Raw genomic sequence first — 19,582 nt, forward strand, 5'->3', positions numbered from 1 at the left:
TGTCAATTTATGCCAGCATAAACTAACTAACAGCTAACTGGTGTTAAAAGTAAGCGTCATCGCTCATCAATCAGCCTGTTGAACGAGCCATAAAAAATCAACCAATAACCCTAACTCTTTTTCCCTCAAGTAATTTCATTTTGAGCTTTCGCTCAAACCTAGATAAATTTTCTATTTTTTATTTGTAGGCTGAGAGCACTAACTCATCGGCCTAAAGTGCTTTGAGAGCAATACTCGACTTCAATTGACTAAACAATCGTAACCAATTGTATTAATTAGAATTTCACCTATTCTAAAACTAGGTTCTCGACGATAAAACCGCAATGAAATAGCACACTCCAGCTGCCCTATTAAAGTAGATTCTATATTTCACATGCCGATAAAAAGGTGTTGACAACATTTTTTATCGGCGTATATTCCCGCCCCCATGAAATACACGTTAAACATATTCAACCTTCCAACGCTCTGCGTGCGGCCAAGTGCTGCCCATTTGAGTGTGGATTTTTCGCGCCTGGAGAACATCAGCGCGGTCGCCATCGCGTATGGCGCACAAGACAATTTGATTAGTTAACGTAGTCTCGAAATATTCGAAGGCTGCGTAAGCGGCCTTCTTGGAAATGCATTTGCAGAAACCTCGGTGGTCGTATGACCTCGAGGTTTTTTTCGTATTGGGAGCGACAAATACGACACCTCAGGGAACAAGAGATATCAGTGAGTACGATAAAAACCCACCATTGCATACGCCTCAAGGGGCACCTAGGTTCATGCAACCGTGGCATACCGTTCACGCTGAACATAAGTTCGACATTGTTCATTCGTCTGAAACGAATGCTGGCTCGAGAGTCCAGCCTGGTGCCAACCGCGTGCGGTCTTGGTATACCTCAAATGAATGGCACGTCAAACACCAACTTGGTTGTAGCTAAGCGGTCTAGCAATGAGATTTATCTCATGTACGCAGGTTCGATTCCTGCCATCCAAACACTAGTAGCTCAGTGGGTAGAGCAGCGAACTATTAATTCGTCGGTCGCGGGTTCGAGTCCCGCCTACCAACCTATCACGTTGGATATTGCGCGAAAGCGCGTTTTAGCAAGTGGGAAGTTCCCGCGCTGAGTATCTTGGATGTCACGATAAACCAGGCTGGAAACGGCCTAGTTCTAAAAGGCAACAAGATGCTCAGCAACACACAAGAGACTTGTGCCGTTTATCAACGCAGATGAACTCTCTGGCAACGGTTTGTTACTGCAAGATCAGAAATCTGGAAGCAGTATCAAAACAGGCAGTTTTACCAACCTGGTCCAGCGATGCAGTCCGCCAACATGAACCGCCCGTCGCCTGTGTGTGGGAACTTTCTACGACTTAGCAATTTTGCAATAACCCGTAGACGAATATGTCTATACAAAAAAAGAGAGAGGAACCGATCATGATCTTATCAAGAATCGTAATCGCCCAGCATGAACGCGGTCTTGTCCTCAAGGACAAACGAATTCATGACATTTTGATGCCAGGTATTTATTGGCGTTGGAATTTCGGATCCCGCATCGAGGTGCTGGACACAAAAAACGCGGAAGTCAGCAACCCTGAGTTACATAAGTTGTTGGACTCCACTGCAGAGAATGATCTGCAACTGATACAGCAGTATTTAAGCGTGGTTGAACTTAGCGAAACCGAGCTTGCGTTGGTCTACCAACGTAAAGCTTTGCGTCAAGTTTTGACTAGCGGTACTCGTCACGTGTTCTGGAAACATGCCCCCGGTTTGGAAATCAAACTGGTGGACACCAAACAAGACTATCGAGTAGACAAGTCACTAGCGAACATTCTAGCAAGACGTTCCGGTATTACCGGATTGCTGAACCAAGTCACCGCCGCCGAAGTGGGCTCCAAGCAATTGGGCCTATTGTGGGTAGACGGTGAGCTAGTCGACACGCTGGATGCTGGTTTGCATGCATTCTGGAAAACCAACCGTTCGATCAAGGTCGAGCTAATGGAACTCCGTTTGCAAAACTTGGAAATCGCCGGTCAGGAGATTCTGACACGCGACAAAGTGAGTCTACGACTTAACTTGTCGGCCAGCTACCAAGTGACAGATGGCGTGCGAGCGCGTCTACAGTTGAAAGACTATGAAGATTATTTGTACCGTCAATTGCAATTCGCTTTGCGTGAAGCGGTCGGAACCAAAACTTTGGACAGCCTGTTGGCTGATAAAGAAGCGCTCAACGGCGAACTGTTCCGCTCCGTGGTAAAGCAAATGGCTGAGTACGGTATCAAAGTCTCCAGCGTCGGTGTGAAAGACATCATCTTGCCTGGCGAGATGAAAGAAATTCTGAACCACGTAGTCGCAACTGAAAAAGCGGCGCAGGCCAACGTTATTCGCCGACGCGAAGAAACTGCGGCCACACGATCATTGCTGAACACCGCTAAGCTGATGGAGTCAAACCCAACGCTATTGCGCTTGAAGGAACTGGAAACGCTTGAAAAAGTAGTCGAGAAAGTCGACAAAATCAGCGTTTTCGATGGTCTTAACGGCCTACTTCGAGACACGGTGAAGTTGCAGGTCTAATGCAATAAATGAAAAGTCTCCTCACTCAATCCGGAGTGAGGAGCACAACAAAAGGTAAGAGCGTGAGCGATTTTGTTCTGAGATAAGGCGCAACAGGGCACAGGTGAGGCGCGTACAAATTGTACGTAACGAACCGAGCACTGTTGCAACGAAATATCAGGGCAAAAGTGCCACGCGGGAAAGAATCAAAATGCCCATTTTACAAACAATTAACAAAGGCCATGTTCCCGTCAAAGTCTATACAGACGATATTGAGCACTCGGCCTACCAACAACTCGTGAATATGTCGCAGATGCCATTTATTCACTCCCATATCGCCGCCATGCCAGATGTGCATTGTGGGATTGGCGCTACCGTAGGTTCAGTTATTCCAACCAAGGGCGCCATCATTCCTGCGGCAGTGGGCGTGGACATAGGCTGTGGCATGAACGCAATTCGTTTAAGTATCAAAGCAGATCAACTGCCCGATAACTTACGCGGATTAAGAAGTGCCATAGAACGTGATGTGCCCGTTGGCTTCAACATGCACAAATACGATGCAGTACCCGACTCCACGGTCAGAGCTTTATCTAACGGCTTATCTAACATTTGGGAGAAACACCCAAAGTTGAAAAGCAAACAGAAACAGCCATACCAAACCTGGATTCGCCAATTGGCGACCTTAGGCGGAGGCAACCACTTCATCGAATTGTGTCTAGACGAAAACGACGATGTGTGGGTAATGCTGCACTCCGGCAGTCGCGGTGTTGGCAATGCGATTGGTCAGTATTTTATTGAGATGGCACGGCGCGACATGGAAAAGGTTCAAATGAACCTACCCGACCGCGACCTAGCCTACTTCAATGAAGGTACGAGCCACTTTAACGACTACATAGAGGCGGTCGGCTGGGCGCAAGACTACGCCATGATCAACCGCCGAGAGATGATGCGATTAGTACTCAAAGTGCTAAAAGCAAGATTGCCGAATTTTAAAGTAACGAAAGAAGCAATTAACTGTCATCACAACTACGTGTCAGAAGAGCATCACTTTGGCGAAACCGTGTTCGTGACCCGCAAAGGCGCGATTAGAGCAAGAGAAGGAGAGTTAGGAATCATCCCCGGCAGTATGGGCGCTAAATCGTTCATCGTAAGGGGCAAAGGTAACGAAAGCTCCTTCTGCTCTTGTTCACACGGAGCTGGCCGAGTGATGAGCCGCAGCAAGGCAAAACGGTTGTTCAACGAACAAGATTTGGCAACGCAAACCGCCGACGTGGAATGCAAAAAAGACAAATCCGTCATCGACGAAATACCCGCAGCCTACAAAGACATCGACAAAGTAATGGCCAACCAAACCGACCTAGTAGATGTAGTACACACCCTAAAGCAAGTAGTTTGCATCAAGGGCTAAACCGTCACGGCCGAGCAAAACTCGGTCGTGACACTTAACGAACAACAACGGCGCAGCTCAAAGAGCGAGCCGTCTATAGACTCCCCGTTTGGGGTCGCCATAATTTAGTGTTCTTGAAAGGGGGTCGTCGGCGAGGACTGTCTGAGCGAAGCGAGTTCCGCAGCCGCCCTTTCAAGAACACTAAATTATGGGAACCCGAAGGGCGACTACAACAGGGGCGTGTTTCTTTGGTTCCGTTTCTTTGCACGAGCAAAGCACCCCAAGGGCATCTGAAAATGAACGCCCGTCGCGGCGAGCGACAATCTCTAACAAAACGCAAAAACGAAATGATCAACCAACCACCAAAACAAAAATTGAAACCAAAACCAAAATAACCCCTGCCCAACAAGCAGGCAAAAAACAAAAAATGAACACTCAACTACTAACAGACGTGATCACCTGCTTACCAAAAGGAAAAACCCACTACCGATACTTCAAAGGCGCCTACGCCCCAAGACTCTTATCGATATTGCTTCCTGAGCAAGCCAGCGTTCACCAACTAAAACAAACACGATTCAAGCGCTTGTTAGAGCATCCAACAGTCAAACCTATTGTGGCCAACTGTGGCAATGGCGTGCTCGACGCAAATCAACTGAATAACGTATGGCAAGACCCCTCTCAACCCTTCCTACTCACAGTAAGCCGTTGGGGCGGCGAACGAGATCGCAGCTGGTTTCAAACTTCGCGCCATGGTGAAAACCTGGTGCTGCAATTGAACTTACCGGTTGAGCATCAGCGCCAATACCAAGCGCATATTGACGACAGCGGTAATGAAACACTGAACGGCGCCGACTCATGCCACCCAGTGCAACTGCCGAAAGACAATCCAAACTTTCGCGAAACCCTAGCGTGGTCACGCATCGACATAGACTTTGACACCAACGAAGCCCTAATCGAAGAAGTACAAAGCGACGGCGCAAGATACCTTATGTGGTGGGAGAAACGCTACAAGCGCTGCCGCTGCGAACGCTGCCAGCAACGCCTGAAGTACATCGATTGGATGCAACGCTACCGAGAGATATGGGCCGAAGCACTTCTGTGCGCAACCATCGAATTCATCCAAAACGAACTCGGTGTAGAACGCATCTTTATGCACACTGCTCGTTCTGGTTGGCAGGTAAAAAATATGGATCGAGACTGGCACGCGCCCCGCTCGTTGTATTCTGATTTGCCGAAGAAGTTTGCGTTTAAACAGACGTGGGCAGCACCGGAGTTTTTGTTGGCGACCAAGTGTTATCAGCGTTTGATTCGTAAGCAGCCGGATATTGATTTTTATCAGTTGAGTTTGGATGAGTTGCGTCAAACTATCCGTCGTCCAGAGGAACGCAGCGACGCCGGATCTCGTCATGCAAATGTAGGAGGTGCATCATGTCACGCCGTGTAGGAAATACCATCGTGCCGCGCAACCATGTGGTGCGCGCTTCTGCGTCTCGGCGTGGCGGCGTGCATGAGCGTGGGCGGACTGCTGAGCGGATGGGGAGTCGGGCGAAAGTTCGGGAGATGGCTGAGGATTGGCGGGAGGATTTGGCGTTTGAGCGTGAAGTTCGGGTTGAGCTAAATGATGATGAATAACTGAGGGTAAGATGATGAGATTTAGAGAATTACTTAGACTGCGAGGGTTTGGTTTCCATTAGTTACTTTTAGCTGATGGAGGCTGATATGAGATATGTTACTTGGTTTAGACAACCGCGTACTAAGAATGAAATGTGGCAGTTTTATACTGCTTTTGATGATGAGTTGGGGGTTCGGATTAAGGTTCGGGTGCGTCGGAGTCCTAAGTACTTGCCTACTGCTTGGGATGATTTGGAGCGTGGTGAGTTTGGTGTGCGTTGTTGGAAGATTTATGGGAGGACCCAATGGAAGTGATGTTTATAAATTATGGATGGGGCCAATTACTATGACAATGCTGTTGAAGAACGATTCTTTGGCCGCTTGAAGTACGAATAGCTCGCCAATGTTATCCATTTAACTCGCGATGGAACTATCAATGACGTTAACCAATACATCCGCTACTATAACGGCACTAGACTCCACGCAACATAAGATTACCAAACTCCAAACGAGTACGAAAACTCTCAAATCAATGTGTGCAACCAAACCAAACTAGTACATTACACTTCGGTCGCACACCGTGAGACGCAGAATACAGAACGCGGGCCTACTGTGCGTTTACTATTTATATGCTTGCAGAAATGATCGGCGATCTTTTGACTTTGTCAGCCTTCCAAATTTGGTCGGCGAACATGTAAGTCCCTCGTGGGCAGCTTCTCGTTGCTGGAGACTGCGTAGTCCGAGCCTAAGCTGCGGTACAGTACTTCTTTATATTTACACCGATCTTACTGTACTGCACAGCGATTAAATCGACCTTCGAGCTGATGTTGCACTTGGCGCCAATACTGCAAACACATGACATCACGTGCCAATAGACGTGCGTTCAGGTCGGACTCACCCTTTACCTTGAGGGTGAATTTCGACTGAGCCTTGAAGCCTTGGAGTGCGTTTTGAAAACGATTACCTTCGCTTTCGTCAATCGATGTAATACAAGCCAGTGCAGTTGTATCAAGCTTATCCAAAAGGATCGCGCAATTTTTACCCATGCCCTCAGTCGACACGTCGACCTCTCTTGACGGCGCGTCCCAATCGACTAAGAAGTTGGTCTCACTGCTCCACTTGCCTGGGGCGCCGCCGCCTGCAAACCCGCTAGCCCCCTTTAAGTTCTCGGTGAAAATTTGCTCGAATTGCATACGATACGGAACGTACCAGTCAGATGGGGTATCAATATCCGGTAAACAATCAGCTGCATGCAGCATTTTTGCGCGCTTTCTAGCCGCTAGACCTGAGCCGTCAGAGATTGCTGGCATTGCCACGGCCGGCGATACGCTGACAATCGAACAGCCTTGGAAAGTGATGGCGAGCGAAGCATCTGGCAAATCTTTATCGGCGTTGGAGCCACAGGCGGCTAGTAACATGCAGACAACGATGAGCAGTGCAGTTGATGAGCGTGCAAGATTCGAGCAATCAATCATATAATTATTCATTGACCTTCCATTGATGGAGCGTCACTATACTTGAAATTAGTAAATAGAACGAGTGAGGATGATCTGTTTTATGTAGTCAGCCTCGGGTGACGATGCGCGTCTAAGTCGTACCTAACCGACCGTTAAAGATCTTTAGCCCCAACTGCCATTTGACGTTAGATTATTGGTTGCAAGATGCCGTTTTGCAGTAGCGTGTTTTGAGGCGCCTACGCTGCCTTGTGTAAAATTGCCTTAGGCGTGGCTCATATTACAAGGACACCCCTCACTAGAACAGGTCAGCCTAAAAGTCCTCCATCATTAGAACGTTCCATAAAACTGTAGCGAATACTCGCCCTACTCCTCTAAAAGAAAGGACGGGGGTCAGGATCGAGGGAGTCATAGATCAAAAACCTGCCCCTCCTTGCTTGTTCCGAATATCAACCCTTTCTGAGTCATCACACCGATATCGTTGAGTACGGCTTCGTCCATCGTTTCGGAGAACAAATCGCGATAGTTCTCTAACCGCAACGCCACCGACGGCATATCGAACTCCGTTTCGATTCAATCCAAATTGTCTGGGTAGCTTACCTTATCAGGCTGTCATTGTTAATTCGGCTCTGACCCCTTTTCTCTCCCCCTTTTCTTCTTATATCGATATCACCAATCGTGGCGGACTAGCATCGAACAACGCAACACAACACAACACAACACAACACAACAAATCATCGTTCAAGCGTCTGGATACTTCTATAAAAAATAGCGCTGACTGATGGTTATTTCAGAGAAATATACCGCAGATAGAGCAAACGCAGCCACCCAAGGTACAGCGTAAGTCTTTGAACGAAATTAATTCTCAGAAAAACCTTCTAAAGCCGTTCACGTATTTTTAAAAAAGACTCACTTAATTGAACCATACCTGTTCCGCTAAACACTTATAGGGAAGTACGTGTGTTTCCTCGTCAGGCATCACACAGTCATTAGCGGTGTTCGCCAACTTTGGTTGAACAATCTAGAAAGCGGAAGGTTTAATATGGTTCATTTCTCACGTCAATTGTGTCGGTCCTTGTCTTTGTTTTTCACGACTTTGGTTATTCATGGAATAGTCCTTTCAGCGTCTGCCGCCGAAGTTCCTGAGTATCAGGACATATTTCCTGAGCTGTCGTTAAATGGCAGCATCAACAGAATCCAAATGACGGAAAGCGGAAAACATCTGGTGGCATTGGTGGAGTCTGCCACTACCGGACAGAATGAACTATTTAGTATTCGCTTAGATAACAGAGTAGCTACCAAGCTGCATGTACCCTTAAACGGAGGTAACCAGGTTTCAGGTTTCAAAATAAGCCCGAATGGGAATCTGGTAGTGTATCGGACTCAATTTCTTACAGACTCGTCTGATCAACTATTTAGCGTCTCAATCAATGGTGGTGAGTCCGTCGTACTTAATCCCTTGTTGCTGAGCAATCGCTCTGTGAGGGATTTCTTGATTTCACCCAACAGCCAATTTGTTGTTTTTCAAGGTGATATCGATGTCGACGAGAGAAGGGAAGTTTACAGCGTCCCCATTCAAGGAGGTACAGTAATTAAGCTGAACTCAAATCTTATAAACGGACAGTCTTTATTTGGCCTTGAGATAACGCCGAACAGTGATCGAGTTATCTACAGGAAGACAGACCCGAGCTTTAAGACTGATCTTGTCAGTGTGCCAATCGGCGGCGGCTCAGAGGTGCGTTTGCATCCAACACGAACGAACGGCGCATCTGCAAAAAGTTTCGGCACGTATTCCTCGGATGGTCGTTCAGTTTTATTGGGGTTTGGCTATGGACTTTTTCAGAGTGAAGATGTTTTTATAGCCACAATCGATGGAAGCACACCGCCACTGCATGTGGTTAAGCGGTCAACTACCGATTTCAAGATATCTGAAGCGCACTTTACTTTGGATGATCGATTCATCATTTTTCTCGGAAAAAATGAAAGCGCTACATCAAATAATCAACAGCACTTATTTAGATCCGACCTTGCTGAGGACGCTGCGCTGGTGCGATTCACACCGATATTACCCAACGCCTTAGGTATTCGCCAACCTTTTCTTCACCCAGACGGTATCCACGTTGTCTATCGAGCAACACCTAGCACCTCGAATATATTTGAAGTATTTCAGATACCAATTGCCGGTGGCGAGCCAGAGTTATTAAGTGGCGTCAGCTCTGCTAATTATACAACCAATGACTTTCTGGTAAGCAGGGATGGTAAACATATAATGTTCAACAAAATTCTATTACCTAGTTTCGTCCAACAACTATTTGTGACTTCGTTTAATGATAAAAAAACCAGCGCAATTAGCGACACCTTCTTCACCGAATCGGAAAGTACCATTGGCTATGACATAGGGTCGTCGATCTCAAACTCACTCTTCCTATCGCTAAATCGTGATGCCGTGTTTGTTCCTAAAGTCGAAAATGATGAGCTTTGTGTGCCTATTAAAGTTAAAAATGGTCGTGTCGCAGTAGTCTGTTTATAGGGGCAAGATAAGCACGACTGGAACCTAGATTGATAGGCTCGCACTGCGAGCCTTAGAGAACGCTACTGAGGTTTTAGATACCTACAAGTAAAAAGCAAGTAAAAAGGGTCAGAGCCGTTTTTTCGTTGGCCGCCCTATTGGGCGATGCTCAACCTCACGACCAAGTAGCTCAGCAACCTGCGACCGAAACTCATCGGATCCTAATATCAAACCTCTCGGAGTCGTCACACGGGTATCCTTAAGTACCGCTTCGTCCAACTTTCCAGAGAACAAATCGCGATACTTCAATAACTGCGACGCCACCGACCGCATATCGAACTCCGTTTCGATTCAATCTAAATTGTCTGGGTAGCTTATCTTGTCAGGCTGTCATTGTTAATTCGGCTCTGCCCCCTTTTCTTCTTCGTTATTTTTCAATATTAAACCAACTGGGCGTATCAAATTGGGGCTTGGCATTGATGTTCATTTCTGAATATTCGCCTTTAAATACCACTTCTTTTTTATCCATTAAACGAAACTTATGCGGCCACTGAATGCCGTTTTCCAAAGGGCGGTAATCCGATTCAAGAATATAACGCCCATCATCAAAAAGCACTTTGCGAATGTGACCAGTGTCGCGATCTAAACCAATTGCAGGCGATAACAGGTCACCTGTATTCATGATCCACCAGCTTTGATCTCCGTGTTCTGGTATATCCAATGGACCTAACAACCTGAGCTCATCACTGCGCAAAAAACTTAAGAAGTTTAAATCCATATTATTCAAAAGTTGGTTTTGCTTGTTCTTTTTTAATGCTGAAATCTCTCCCTTCTTATGTTGCTCTGAACGTTCAGGAGTTCTTAAATACAATTCTTCTAATTCTGGAAGAGATTGGGCAACATGCTTCTTAGAAAAATCAAAATATGAGCGAGAAACTTTAACTTTCTGTTGGCTATTTATCGTGGTGAGTGTGGTTGAGAATCTATCGATACTGGTGAGTAGTTCTTTTCCACCAAAGGCATTTCTCAACATCTCAAGCATATGTTTTTCTGTCGGTTCTTGTTCTGCAAGATGTTGATGGCGAATAAGAGGTTTACCTGCAAGGATGGTTGTTGCTTTGCCTTTCTCTAAAGCTATTTGGCCGTTGATCAATACATACTCTAATCCCTCTGAATATTGCTGAGAGTTTTCATAAGTGGCTTTATCTTTGAGCTCCGCTAAGTTGAAAATATTAATATCTGCGTAGTGGCCGACAGTTAACCTGCCTCTATCGGCTATGCCGAGAAATTGTGACGGTAGCGATGTCATACCTCGTATTGCAAATGGCAGGCTTATTAATTTTTCATCGACCACAAATTTACGTATTTTTTTAGTAAAGGCCGCAAAATCGCGCGGATGTCCCTGTCTGTCCCCGGCTGGCTCAGAGCCGCCATCGGTACTTGTCATCATCCATTCTTGTGTTGCCAACAAACGAATATTGTTCATATCGTATAGGCCAATGTTCATCACACTCGCATCGTTTTGGGCGCGTACAATTTTGATAACCGTCTCGAACACAGAAAGGTTGTAGATCTCTGCGACTTCTTTTAAAGTTTTGCCATTGAGTTCAGGGTTGGCGTCGGCAAACATTAGCTTTCCGGCGCCGCCTCTAATATTTAACATACGTTTGCTGTCTTCTCGTATGCGTGCGTTTGTTTTAGCCTCTGTTAGCCTGTTGAATAATTGTTCAATGCCACCGGCTAAGGCCCAGTCGGGAAGAGTGTAAGCAAGCAGCGAGCTTCGCGTGGCGATATATGGGTGCTGAGCGGCGACAACGTCAACACCTCGAAGGCGCGCATTATTGATTAGTTTTACACCGATATCTGCGCGACCGTAGTTGTGCCTTCCCTGCGGAGTAAAATGGCTAAAGATAACTCTATTGCCACTTTTCTCTCCGATATCGATGGCCTCAGCAACGGATGCATCATAGCCAATGCCATCGAGAACAGACCCCATATCTCTATCGTGTGTGTCGTAAACCCCATTGTATTTACGCGCAATAGACGCAACCGAGATAACCTCTTCGGTAGAGGCGTAGGTAGCGGGTCTATAGAATAGACCTGATGATATTCCAAACGCACCTTCTTGCATCCCGCGTTCAATAAACTGTTGCATTGCTTTCAATTGCGCCGGCGTTGGGGCGTCAGCACTCATTCCCAATACTTTCTGGCGCGCTGCATTAAAACCCACGTAAGAGGCCACATTGGCGCCAATGCCGTGTGCTATGTACTCAGCATATTGTTGTGCAACGTCATTGTTACCTTGGCCATCAACACCCAAGACAACAGTTGTTACTCCCTGGTATAACTGCGGCAGCATTTTTCTCGCCTCAGGATGCCCTGGCTCAGCGTGACTGTGCATATCAATAAATCCCGGTGTCACATAAAGTCCGTTGGCTTTGATAACCCGCTTTGCTTTAACTTGGTGGCTATCCGCATCGCCAATAAAAGCAATTCTTTCACCGGAGATGCCAATGTCCTGATACGCCCATGGATTGCCACTGCCATCTAAAACTTTACCACCGACTATCAAGGTATCAACGGTTGTTAACGGAGCAGCATTGGGCTTGGATGCTGAGATCTCATTAGTGTTAGCCGACAGAGTTTGGGGCACGATAAGACAGACTACCAATGACAACTGTAAAAACTTTAGCCATTTTTTCATTGTTGTTTCCTTGTTCTTCTTTGCATAAAAACGCATTTATCCAGGTAAATCGTTGGTAGTGTAGTACCCCAAATTATAAGCGAAGTTCTAAATAAAAAAGGGGCCGTTTTTTCGTTGGCCGCCCTCTCGGGCAATGCGCGCCCTCACGACCGAGCAGCTCAGCAACCTGCGCCCGAAACTCATCGGTTCCTAATATCAAACCTCTCTGAGTCGTCACACGGATATCGTTAAATACCGCTTCGTCCAACTTTCCAGAGAACAAATCGCGAAACTTCTGTAACCGTAACGCCACCGGCGGCATATCGAGTTCCGTTTCGATTCAACCTAAATTGTCAGGGTAGCTTACTTTATCAGGCTGTCATTGTTAATTCGGCTCTGCCCCCTTTTCTTCTGGGTTTTTCTCAAGTTACGAGTGGGCGCACACTCTTCCACAGGTGTCCACATTCTCCTAAATAAATGCTATAGTGACGCGCAAAATTAAATTTTGAAGGACTAGACTAAGGATGCATTTACGTCAATTCAGCATTGGACTTATATTCTTTTTTTGCGCAGCCAATACCGCCTATGGCGCAGCTTACCGTACGTCTGAACTAAGCAGTGAGTTTAAGCAAGCTCCTCCTGGTGATGGATCTATAGCTCAGCTTAATGAGCGTTCTATTGTCTACGTCACAAAAGAGAGCTACGGTTTGGCAATCAGGCTTTTTGATCTCGGCACGCAAACCTCTAAGCTGCTAACTAAAGTTGAAGAAACGTCAGTTTTAGCTGCATCTAGCATTACTGCTGGAGAAGGTTACGCACTGCTAGATATATTAGGTCGAGTCTATGTGACTGATGGCACCACCACAGGTACAAAATTCATTAAGGACTTTGGGTACGGTTTTGCAGGTAACGTGGGGTCGGAATTTTCAAATCTCATTGAATCCTATGTGTCGGGCAACGTATTTTATATGCTGGTAAGGAATGTTGACAACGACCAAAATTATGCCCCAGTCTTATGGCGCTTTGATGCAGGCAAATCACAACTTAATAAATTAAACACTGACGCTTTGGGTATTATAAACGGCGTTACACCCAACAAAGGTGGTACTGCGGGATCAGTGACATTACTGACACACAACGTCGGCGGTGGTACCAACGTTTGGAGAAATGATAGCCGTGGCTTTGACAATTTCGAATTGCGTGATTCGAGCACGTTCGATCTAGGAGATTCACTGGCATTTCGTAACGCCACATCAAACTCTAAGGGCACCTTTTTCTGTGTCATCGGATACGATCAACAAGGAAGTTATTCGGCAGATAATTCCGGTTTAATGCGGATATCTAACTCCGGCCAGTTAGATAAACTAACCACGGGTTGTTCAGATACTCCTGTCGTAGTGAATGACAAACTCTATTTCCAGAGAATTTCTGGGCAGACGCGAGCAATTTGGGAAACAAATGGAAACGTCGGAGCGATGAATCGACTGCTAATTTTGAACTCTTCTTACCCAGTCAATGGATATGAAGGCGTCCAGTCAATCTGCGCAGTTCAACAACATATCTACATTCAAGACTATTCTTACGATCAAGGCGACTCGGACAATGCTCCGAATCGTTTGTTTAAAATCGATTTACCATCTTCATCAACAGAACACGTTGTGCAACGTCCCCTAACAGGAAGCCTCTTAAGCTGCTCGAAAACAAAAGCGGCGATTTCAGCGAGTGACTTATTGAGTCGCAAGGCGTTTTTTCTTGATGGTGGCACTCAGAAAATGCGTGTGATTCTGCCTACTGACGCAGTACCAGATATCGAGTTATGGGAATACAATGAGCACTATTACAGCATAGTTCATCTAGATTCGTATCGGACGTCTTATTTCGTCAAGCTAAAACTCACCTACCCCGAACTCTCAGCGCTTAATTTGATTTTAGATTGAGGCAAAATTGCAGGGAGAAGTAAGTCGTCTACTAGTAGTGGTTAGTGTTTGGGTGACACCGTTTTTGTACGAGTCCGTTGGACTGTTCGTTTATAAACAAACTAACGCTCACTTTCGATTGCTCGCATTAACTAGAACACAGAACTCATCGACACTGCATTGATCGCTGCTTAACTTATAAATGCTGCTAAAGGCTCCCATCTATATTCTGGTAAAGGATCGGGACAACCACTCTAACGAAGTGCCGCAAACAGCTGGCTCATCAGTTTTACCAATCAATGGTTGGAAAATACGCTTATGACTAGATTAACTCGCCGGTTACGAGCCGCAACTACACACTCGTTCGGTTCCGGCTGGATGCAAAGCTCTCCAGACAAGCCGTCCCTTCGCTTAAATAAGTTGAATGAGAAAAGTTCACCTAGATAACTCGTTTTCTATAAAAGCGCTTGGCAACCGCGAATCGCGGGTAGCTTATATAGCTGCCTTCGCACACTCACATTACAATATGCTCTGAACCAACCCAAGACTGAAACCGACTTTCAAACTTGGCGGCGAGCACCGCCCACGACTCCGAATCAAGCCCGAGCAACCTGAGTAGCAGCATCGCGTTGTGTGTTCTAACCCCACGTCTACCCTCACGCATAATTTACCCAGTGCAATCCACAAGCTCTAAATGGTGCTTCAGACTAAACGGAATACCTTATATAGCATTTGATGCTTATTTTGCGCCGTTATGTGATGGCAAACGCAGTGAATTACGATTTTTCCAGTATGTTTTCCACCGCCGCTGAAGTGAAATTTAGATCTACGTACGCCATGTAAGTTTAAGCAAAGCAATGATTAACGATATCCGTGTGACGTATAAAAGAGGTTTGATATGATGCACCCTGCTCACCAACCTTTATCTTGGTATTTTTGGTGGTAGTCACTCCACTGTGTTGAACTGAAACACCAAACTTAATAGAGTCATATAATGTATACGTTGTTAATCACATTTTTTGTTCTTGCGATCTTCTTTTCTTTCATGTGCTCGCTATGGGAGGCGGTGCTGCTTAGTATTACGCCAACCTACGCCCGTATCCAACAACAAAAAGGCACAGCTACTGGCAACTACCTCAACGCATTTAAGCAAGACATTGATCGTCCGTTATCAGCAATTTTGACGCTGAACACCATTGCTCATACTGTCGGTGCGATTGGCGTGGGCGAGCAAGCCGCGGCCATATGGTCCGAAAGCAATCCACTTATTACTCGTTTAGTCGTGCCGGCCGCCATGACGCTGGCAGTTCTATTATTATCTGAGATTGTGCCCAAGACCATCGGCGCACTTTATTGGCGCAAACTAGCGGGCTTTACGGTTGCTTCGCTACGATTTCTACTCGTTGTATTGGCGCCGCTTGTATGGATGAGTCAACTACTAACAAAATTACTCAAGACAGACGGCCACGGCGCAGTGCTGACGCGAAATGATTTTCTAGCCATGACAGAAATGGGGGCTGAGGACGGCGTCTTAGAAGCAGTCGAATCGAAGATGTTGGGTAGCATGCTGCGGTTTCAGGGGATCACGGCGAGCGACGTAATGACTCCACGCACAGTGGTTTCAGCCACTCCCGAAGAACAAAGCATTGGCGACTACTACAACGCACGCAAAAGTACTCAGTTTTCGCGTATTCCCACATTCACGCAAAACAATAAAGATCATATTTCTGGTTACATCCTGAAAATGGACGTGATGGAAGCAATGATCGACAATCGTGAAAATGATTCCGTGGCGAGCTTAAAACGCGACATCATTGCTATTGGTCAAAATTTTGCATTGACTGAGCTATTTACTACATTGATGCAACGCAAAGAACATATAGCCGTGGTACTCGATGACTTCGGTGGCATGGCTGGCATCGTCACGATGGAAGACGTGATTGAGACGATGCTGGGTATGGAGATAATAGATGAGACCGATACCGCGACCGACATGCGAGTGCTCGCGCAAGGCCTTAGGAAAAAACGAGCCAAATTATTGGGAGCTATCGACTCGGCAGTCACCGATGACAACGTGACCCCATAAAGTAAAGCAGGTTAGAATCAATTTTATCTCACGAAAAAGCATTGACTTCAAACCACACAAACTTTGTAGGCCAGCTACTGCAACGTACATTTAGAACTAACGAAAACCGACAATAACTATTACTCATTTAAAGGGCCCTGAATCAAGATAGTTTAGGAAAGCCCGCCTCGTCAAGGCCTGATCGATATCTGCCGGCTAAAGACCACATAGCGTTTTTGGTTACACTGTTCTGAAAACTCGGTAGAATGCATTGCTATTTTGGATTTAAAAATGGGGCTTAGCTTGAAAAAACAAATCATTATTTGCGCTTTATTATTAAGTATAGGGTGCTCGAATTATTCTTTTGCCAGCGTATTTGATGAGGCTGGGTCGAACCAAGAAAACATGGTGACTAGTGAGCCCACAGCAAATCACACTACAAACAAGCGCGCCAAGTTGAAGCCTTTCAACACGCTTAAGAAAAACAACGATGTTCAATTTAAGCCAAGCCTGCGCAAATTTGGAAAATTTCTTGCCAAAAGCCTGTCTAATCAAGAAGAAACGAGTGCTAAAACTGATGGTGCAAACACACCGAATACGAGCGCCTTCGTACATCGCAATCAGCACGACCAAATCCAAGTTTATATTGACTTCTTTAACCTCGACGAGGCCGTTGAGAAGGCTATCAGAAATGCCGGCCTCACTATTGAACTAGTTAGTTCTGATTTAAACCGAGTACAGGGCTGGGCCAATGAACAAACTCTTCTAGCGCTAGCTGAAGATAGCAATGTCTTGAGAATTTCAGCGCCCAATTATGCGTTTCCAAAATCGGGTGCCGCAGTAACTCAAGGAGACCAAATCCTAGGTAGTGACCTCCTGCGACAAATTGGTCATACGGGAAAAGGAGTACGTGTCGGGATTCTTTCTGATGGGGCGAAGAACTGGACGCAAGCACGAGATTCTGGTGACCTACCTGCCAAGATTACGCTCTATGGAAATTGTGATTCAGGCAGTACGAGCGCTGATCTTTGTCGAGCCGGTGGAGGCACCTGCAATGAAGGAACAGCTATGGCCGAGATAGTACATGACATCGCGCCCGATGCTGACATAGCGGTAGCATCAGTACGCACATCGCTGGAATTCATAGATAAGATAAACACTCTAATTAACGACTTTGGTGCCGATATCATCGTGGATGATCTTGGCTTTTATGGAGAACCATCGTTTTATGACGGTGACATCGCAACCGCCGTGGCGAATGCATCAAAGCGAGTGCTGTTCGTGTCCGCAGCAGGAAACGACGGGTATGGCCACTATCTGGCTAGTTACCGAGGCTCTCATGAACCAATTTGGCTTGATAATCCAAATTATAGTAACACTTCCGTTCACACGTTTGTTGATCCGTTGAGAGGTAACACTTACTACCCTGCTGAAGAGGATCATTATCACGGGTTTATCGTCACAGCCAATAGCGCGTCAACCGTCATCTTACAGTGGGATGGTCGACTTGGCGGATTTGGTAGCCGAAATGCTCTTCGACTCAGAATACATGATAGCCAAGGATATGTTGTTTACGCGAGTGACGGCACTCGAACAGCTTCCCCCGAGGATGCAATCGAGGGCGTCTGCATTCCAAATCCATCTAACGATGATAAAGTTTATTTTGTCACCGTCGAGCTAACTAACGGTCCAGTTTATCAATTTCATTTTAGACTCTTTTTTCTAGGTCAGGGCGCCATCGAGTACCCTATGGCCGAGTCAAGCATATTTGGTCACCCAAGTGTTGAGCGAGTCTTGGCTGTCGGAACCATAAATTCAAGTCAAGTCAACACTGGAGAGGTCGCGTTTTACTCCTCTCAAGGCCCGGCCCTTATACACACAACCTCCAGAAATTCAGTGACTGGAGGTGCCCAGTTTGAATCACAACAGAAAAGAAGAAAACCGGACTTAGTTGCGCTAGATCAAGTTTCCGTATCGGGGGCCGGTGGGTTCCCGTCGCTATTTTATGGCACCTCTGCTGCTGCACCTCACGTTGCAGGAATTGCCGCACAGCTAATGAGTGTCACAAATCTCGTGAAAGCTGACGATGTCCGCAGAGCACTTATAAACGGTGCACAAGATATAGGTAAAAAAGGGTTTGATTTCACGTCTGGCTACGGATTAGTAGACGCTGAGCAGGCTCTCGACAAGCTGCAATATGGGAACCCACTCCCTGCAATATTTTTACTTCTGGATAAGCGGTGAAAATGAGCAAAGTAGTAATACAAGAACGCCCCACTAGACACTCAAAAGCCGACGCGAAGCTGGAGACCCATCACTACGTCCCTAGTTTCTCCACTTCTCGTCATAGGTGTCCTGATAAGTTTTTATGGAGCGAACAATTTCGTGGGCATTGGTAACAACCTTGTCTTGCTCTCCACCCAGCAAAAGCTGCAACTGAGGGAGGTGACTCATTCGAGCCCAGTGGAACAACAACTGTGCGATTTATGATTGATTCAAACATTAGACGCTCCCTTAAAACGAAACTTTAGGAAGGTGTCAGATCTTGCAGTTTGCACGATCAACCCGAAAGGGGAATGGTTGGGGTCAAAGCCGAGTCGAACTAAGCCGCGATACAGTTCATGGCGGCAACTAGATTAAGCTGATGCCTACATAAAACAGGTTCAAATAGCCCTAAATCAATCGTGTCATGCACCGCCCAATAGTTCCCTGACTTCAACCCTAGCAGAGCTCCTTAACACGCTTAGTTTGTTACCTCTGCAGTGCAGCTGAAACAGCTTAGGAGGCCGCCTTTAGACCCGACTAATCGTACACAAGCAATAGTGGCAAAACACAAGGTAAAGCCACTATTCCTGCAATCAAAGTCACACTCTATAACATAATCACTTAGCTGCCTTAGTTATGCAGCCATTACTATTATTGATCAAACATGACTGCTTGCTAGCGCACGACGCATCACGTTGTACCGTGCCACCATATGCCGTGCAGTCACTTGTACTAATGGCCGCGGAGTTAACTCTTGTGGAGTTCTGCTGCGACGTTTGTCTATGATCACGTGGCTTTCGTGTGCTGCTCGATGCGGGGGCGACTCTTTGTGGGCCACCAGCCTGAGGCGTTTTGTCTGGGCGATCTGCGACTCGATCGCGTGTTAGGCAGTCCGAAGTCGAGCCGTAGGCATTTTTACACGTATTCACCTCGCTCGACTGGCACAAACTGGATGCAAGATCTGTGCCGTAAGTTGAGTCACAATCCTCATTAGCGCTGTCAACACAGCTGCGCAGTTTAGCGTCACACCACTCAGTTCGATCCTCCGAACCAGGCGCACCCTTGCGCGCTGCTTCGGCGTTGGTAGCGTATGCTGTGAGTATGATAATCGTTGCCGCAAGCGTGAGATACTTGCTCTGTAGAAAGTGGTTCATTC

The 19,582-nt window shown here is 46.4% G+C and carries 15 protein-coding genes and 2 tRNA genes; 11 read left to right on the plus strand and 6 right to left on the minus strand.

Translation table 11 applies throughout. The features are described 5' to 3' along the window. Window positions 1-909 precede the first annotated feature (909 nt). From DFR28_RS19650 to DFR28_RS08115, 7 genes are all read left to right on the plus strand, one after another. Window positions 910-979: transfer RNA gene (locus tag DFR28_RS19650), tRNA-OTHER, on the plus strand. 4 nt (window positions 980-983) lie between these two features. Beyond that, window positions 984-1,049, plus strand: a tRNA-Asn gene (locus DFR28_RS08090). A gap of 371 nt (window positions 1,050-1,420) precedes the next feature. After that, window positions 1,421-2,557, plus strand: a complete 1,137-nt coding sequence (locus DFR28_RS08095; RefSeq protein ID WP_113953827.1) for a slipin family protein — start codon at window positions 1,421-1,423, stop codon at window positions 2,555-2,557. A 190-nt stretch (window positions 2,558-2,747) separates the two neighbouring features. Then, window positions 2,748-3,944 (plus strand): RtcB family protein, encoded by a 1,197-nt coding sequence (locus DFR28_RS08100; RefSeq protein WP_113953828.1) that lies wholly within the window; start codon window positions 2,748-2,750, stop codon window positions 3,942-3,944. A gap of 406 nt (window positions 3,945-4,350) precedes the next feature. Beyond that, window positions 4,351-5,367 (plus strand): hypothetical protein, encoded by a 1,017-nt coding sequence (locus DFR28_RS08105; protein WP_147250956.1) that lies wholly within the window; start codon window positions 4,351-4,353, stop codon window positions 5,365-5,367. Beyond that, window positions 5,352-5,555, plus strand: coding sequence for a hypothetical protein (locus DFR28_RS08110; RefSeq protein ID WP_113953830.1), 204 nt, complete (start codon window positions 5,352-5,354; stop codon window positions 5,553-5,555). Before DFR28_RS08105 ends, DFR28_RS08110 begins: the two co-directional genes overlap by 16 nt. Window positions 5,556-5,642: 87 nt before the next feature. Then, window positions 5,643-5,849 carry a hypothetical protein gene (locus DFR28_RS08115; protein WP_147250957.1) on the plus strand — a complete coding sequence of 69 codons (207 nt, stop codon included), beginning with the start codon at window positions 5,643-5,645 and terminating at the stop codon, window positions 5,847-5,849. Between the two features lie 470 nt (window positions 5,850-6,319). Here the strand turns inward: DFR28_RS08115 and DFR28_RS08120 are convergent, their stop codons facing one another. After that, complete coding sequence (locus DFR28_RS08120; RefSeq protein ID WP_113953832.1) at window positions 6,320-7,021, minus strand: hypothetical protein; 702 nt, start codon at window positions 7,019-7,021, stop codon at window positions 6,320-6,322. Between the two features lie 375 nt (window positions 7,022-7,396). Beyond that, the gene (locus DFR28_RS19655; protein WP_170132020.1) at window positions 7,397-7,543 is read right to left on the minus strand and encodes a hypothetical protein; all 147 of its coding nucleotides are present in this window, start codon (window positions 7,541-7,543) and stop codon (window positions 7,397-7,399) included. 487 nt (window positions 7,544-8,030) lie between these two features. Here DFR28_RS19655 and DFR28_RS08125 point away from each other — a divergent pair, with 487 nt between their 5' ends. Further along, window positions 8,031-9,518: a hypothetical protein gene (locus DFR28_RS08125; RefSeq protein ID WP_147250958.1), complete on the plus strand. Its 1,488-nt coding sequence runs from the start codon at window positions 8,031-8,033 to the stop codon at window positions 9,516-9,518. Window positions 9,519-9,626: 108 nt separating this feature from the next. Here the strand turns inward: DFR28_RS08125 and DFR28_RS08130 are convergent, their stop codons facing one another. Together DFR28_RS08130 and DFR28_RS08135 are read right to left on the minus strand one after the other, a co-directional pair. After that, entirely contained in the window at window positions 9,627-9,830 is a 204-nt protein-coding gene (locus tag DFR28_RS08130) for a hypothetical protein (RefSeq protein ID WP_113953834.1), read from the minus strand. A 94-nt stretch (window positions 9,831-9,924) separates the two neighbouring features. Beyond that, window positions 9,925-12,201: an N-acyl-D-amino-acid deacylase family protein gene (locus tag DFR28_RS08135; RefSeq protein ID WP_170132021.1), complete on the minus strand. Its 2,277-nt coding sequence runs from the start codon at window positions 12,199-12,201 to the stop codon at window positions 9,925-9,927. Window positions 12,202-12,704: 503 nt separating this feature from the next. Here DFR28_RS08135 and DFR28_RS08145 point away from each other — a divergent pair. Continuing rightward, window positions 12,705-14,117 carry a hypothetical protein gene (locus DFR28_RS08145; protein WP_113953837.1) on the plus strand — a complete coding sequence of 471 codons (1,413 nt, stop codon included), beginning with the start codon at window positions 12,705-12,707 and terminating at the stop codon, window positions 14,115-14,117. A gap of 493 nt (window positions 14,118-14,610) precedes the next feature. Here DFR28_RS08145 and DFR28_RS19660 read toward each other — a convergent pair whose 3' ends face one another. Then, window positions 14,611-14,760 (minus strand): hypothetical protein, encoded by a 150-nt coding sequence (locus DFR28_RS19660; RefSeq protein ID WP_170132022.1) that lies wholly within the window; start codon window positions 14,758-14,760, stop codon window positions 14,611-14,613. 330 nt (window positions 14,761-15,090) lie between these two features. Between DFR28_RS19660 and DFR28_RS08150 the strand changes: the two genes are divergently transcribed. After that, window positions 15,091-16,182: a CNNM domain-containing protein gene (locus DFR28_RS08150; protein WP_113953838.1), complete on the plus strand. Its 1,092-nt coding sequence runs from the start codon at window positions 15,091-15,093 to the stop codon at window positions 16,180-16,182. Between the two features lie 282 nt (window positions 16,183-16,464). Continuing rightward, window positions 16,465-18,405 carry a S8 family peptidase gene (locus DFR28_RS08155; RefSeq protein ID WP_170132023.1) on the plus strand — a complete coding sequence of 647 codons (1,941 nt, stop codon included), beginning with the start codon at window positions 16,465-16,467 and terminating at the stop codon, window positions 18,403-18,405. A 638-nt stretch (window positions 18,406-19,043) separates the two neighbouring features. On the opposite strand, the gene DFR28_RS08160 is transcribed toward DFR28_RS08155, so the two are convergent. Beyond that, complete coding sequence (locus tag DFR28_RS08160) at window positions 19,044-19,580, minus strand: hypothetical protein (RefSeq protein ID WP_113953840.1); 537 nt, start codon at window positions 19,578-19,580, stop codon at window positions 19,044-19,046. Between the last annotated feature and the right edge of the window lie 2 nt (window positions 19,581-19,582).

The organism is Arenicella xantha, assembly GCF_003315245.1.
GTDB lineage: Bacteria > Pseudomonadota > Gammaproteobacteria > Arenicellales > Arenicellaceae > Arenicella > Arenicella xantha.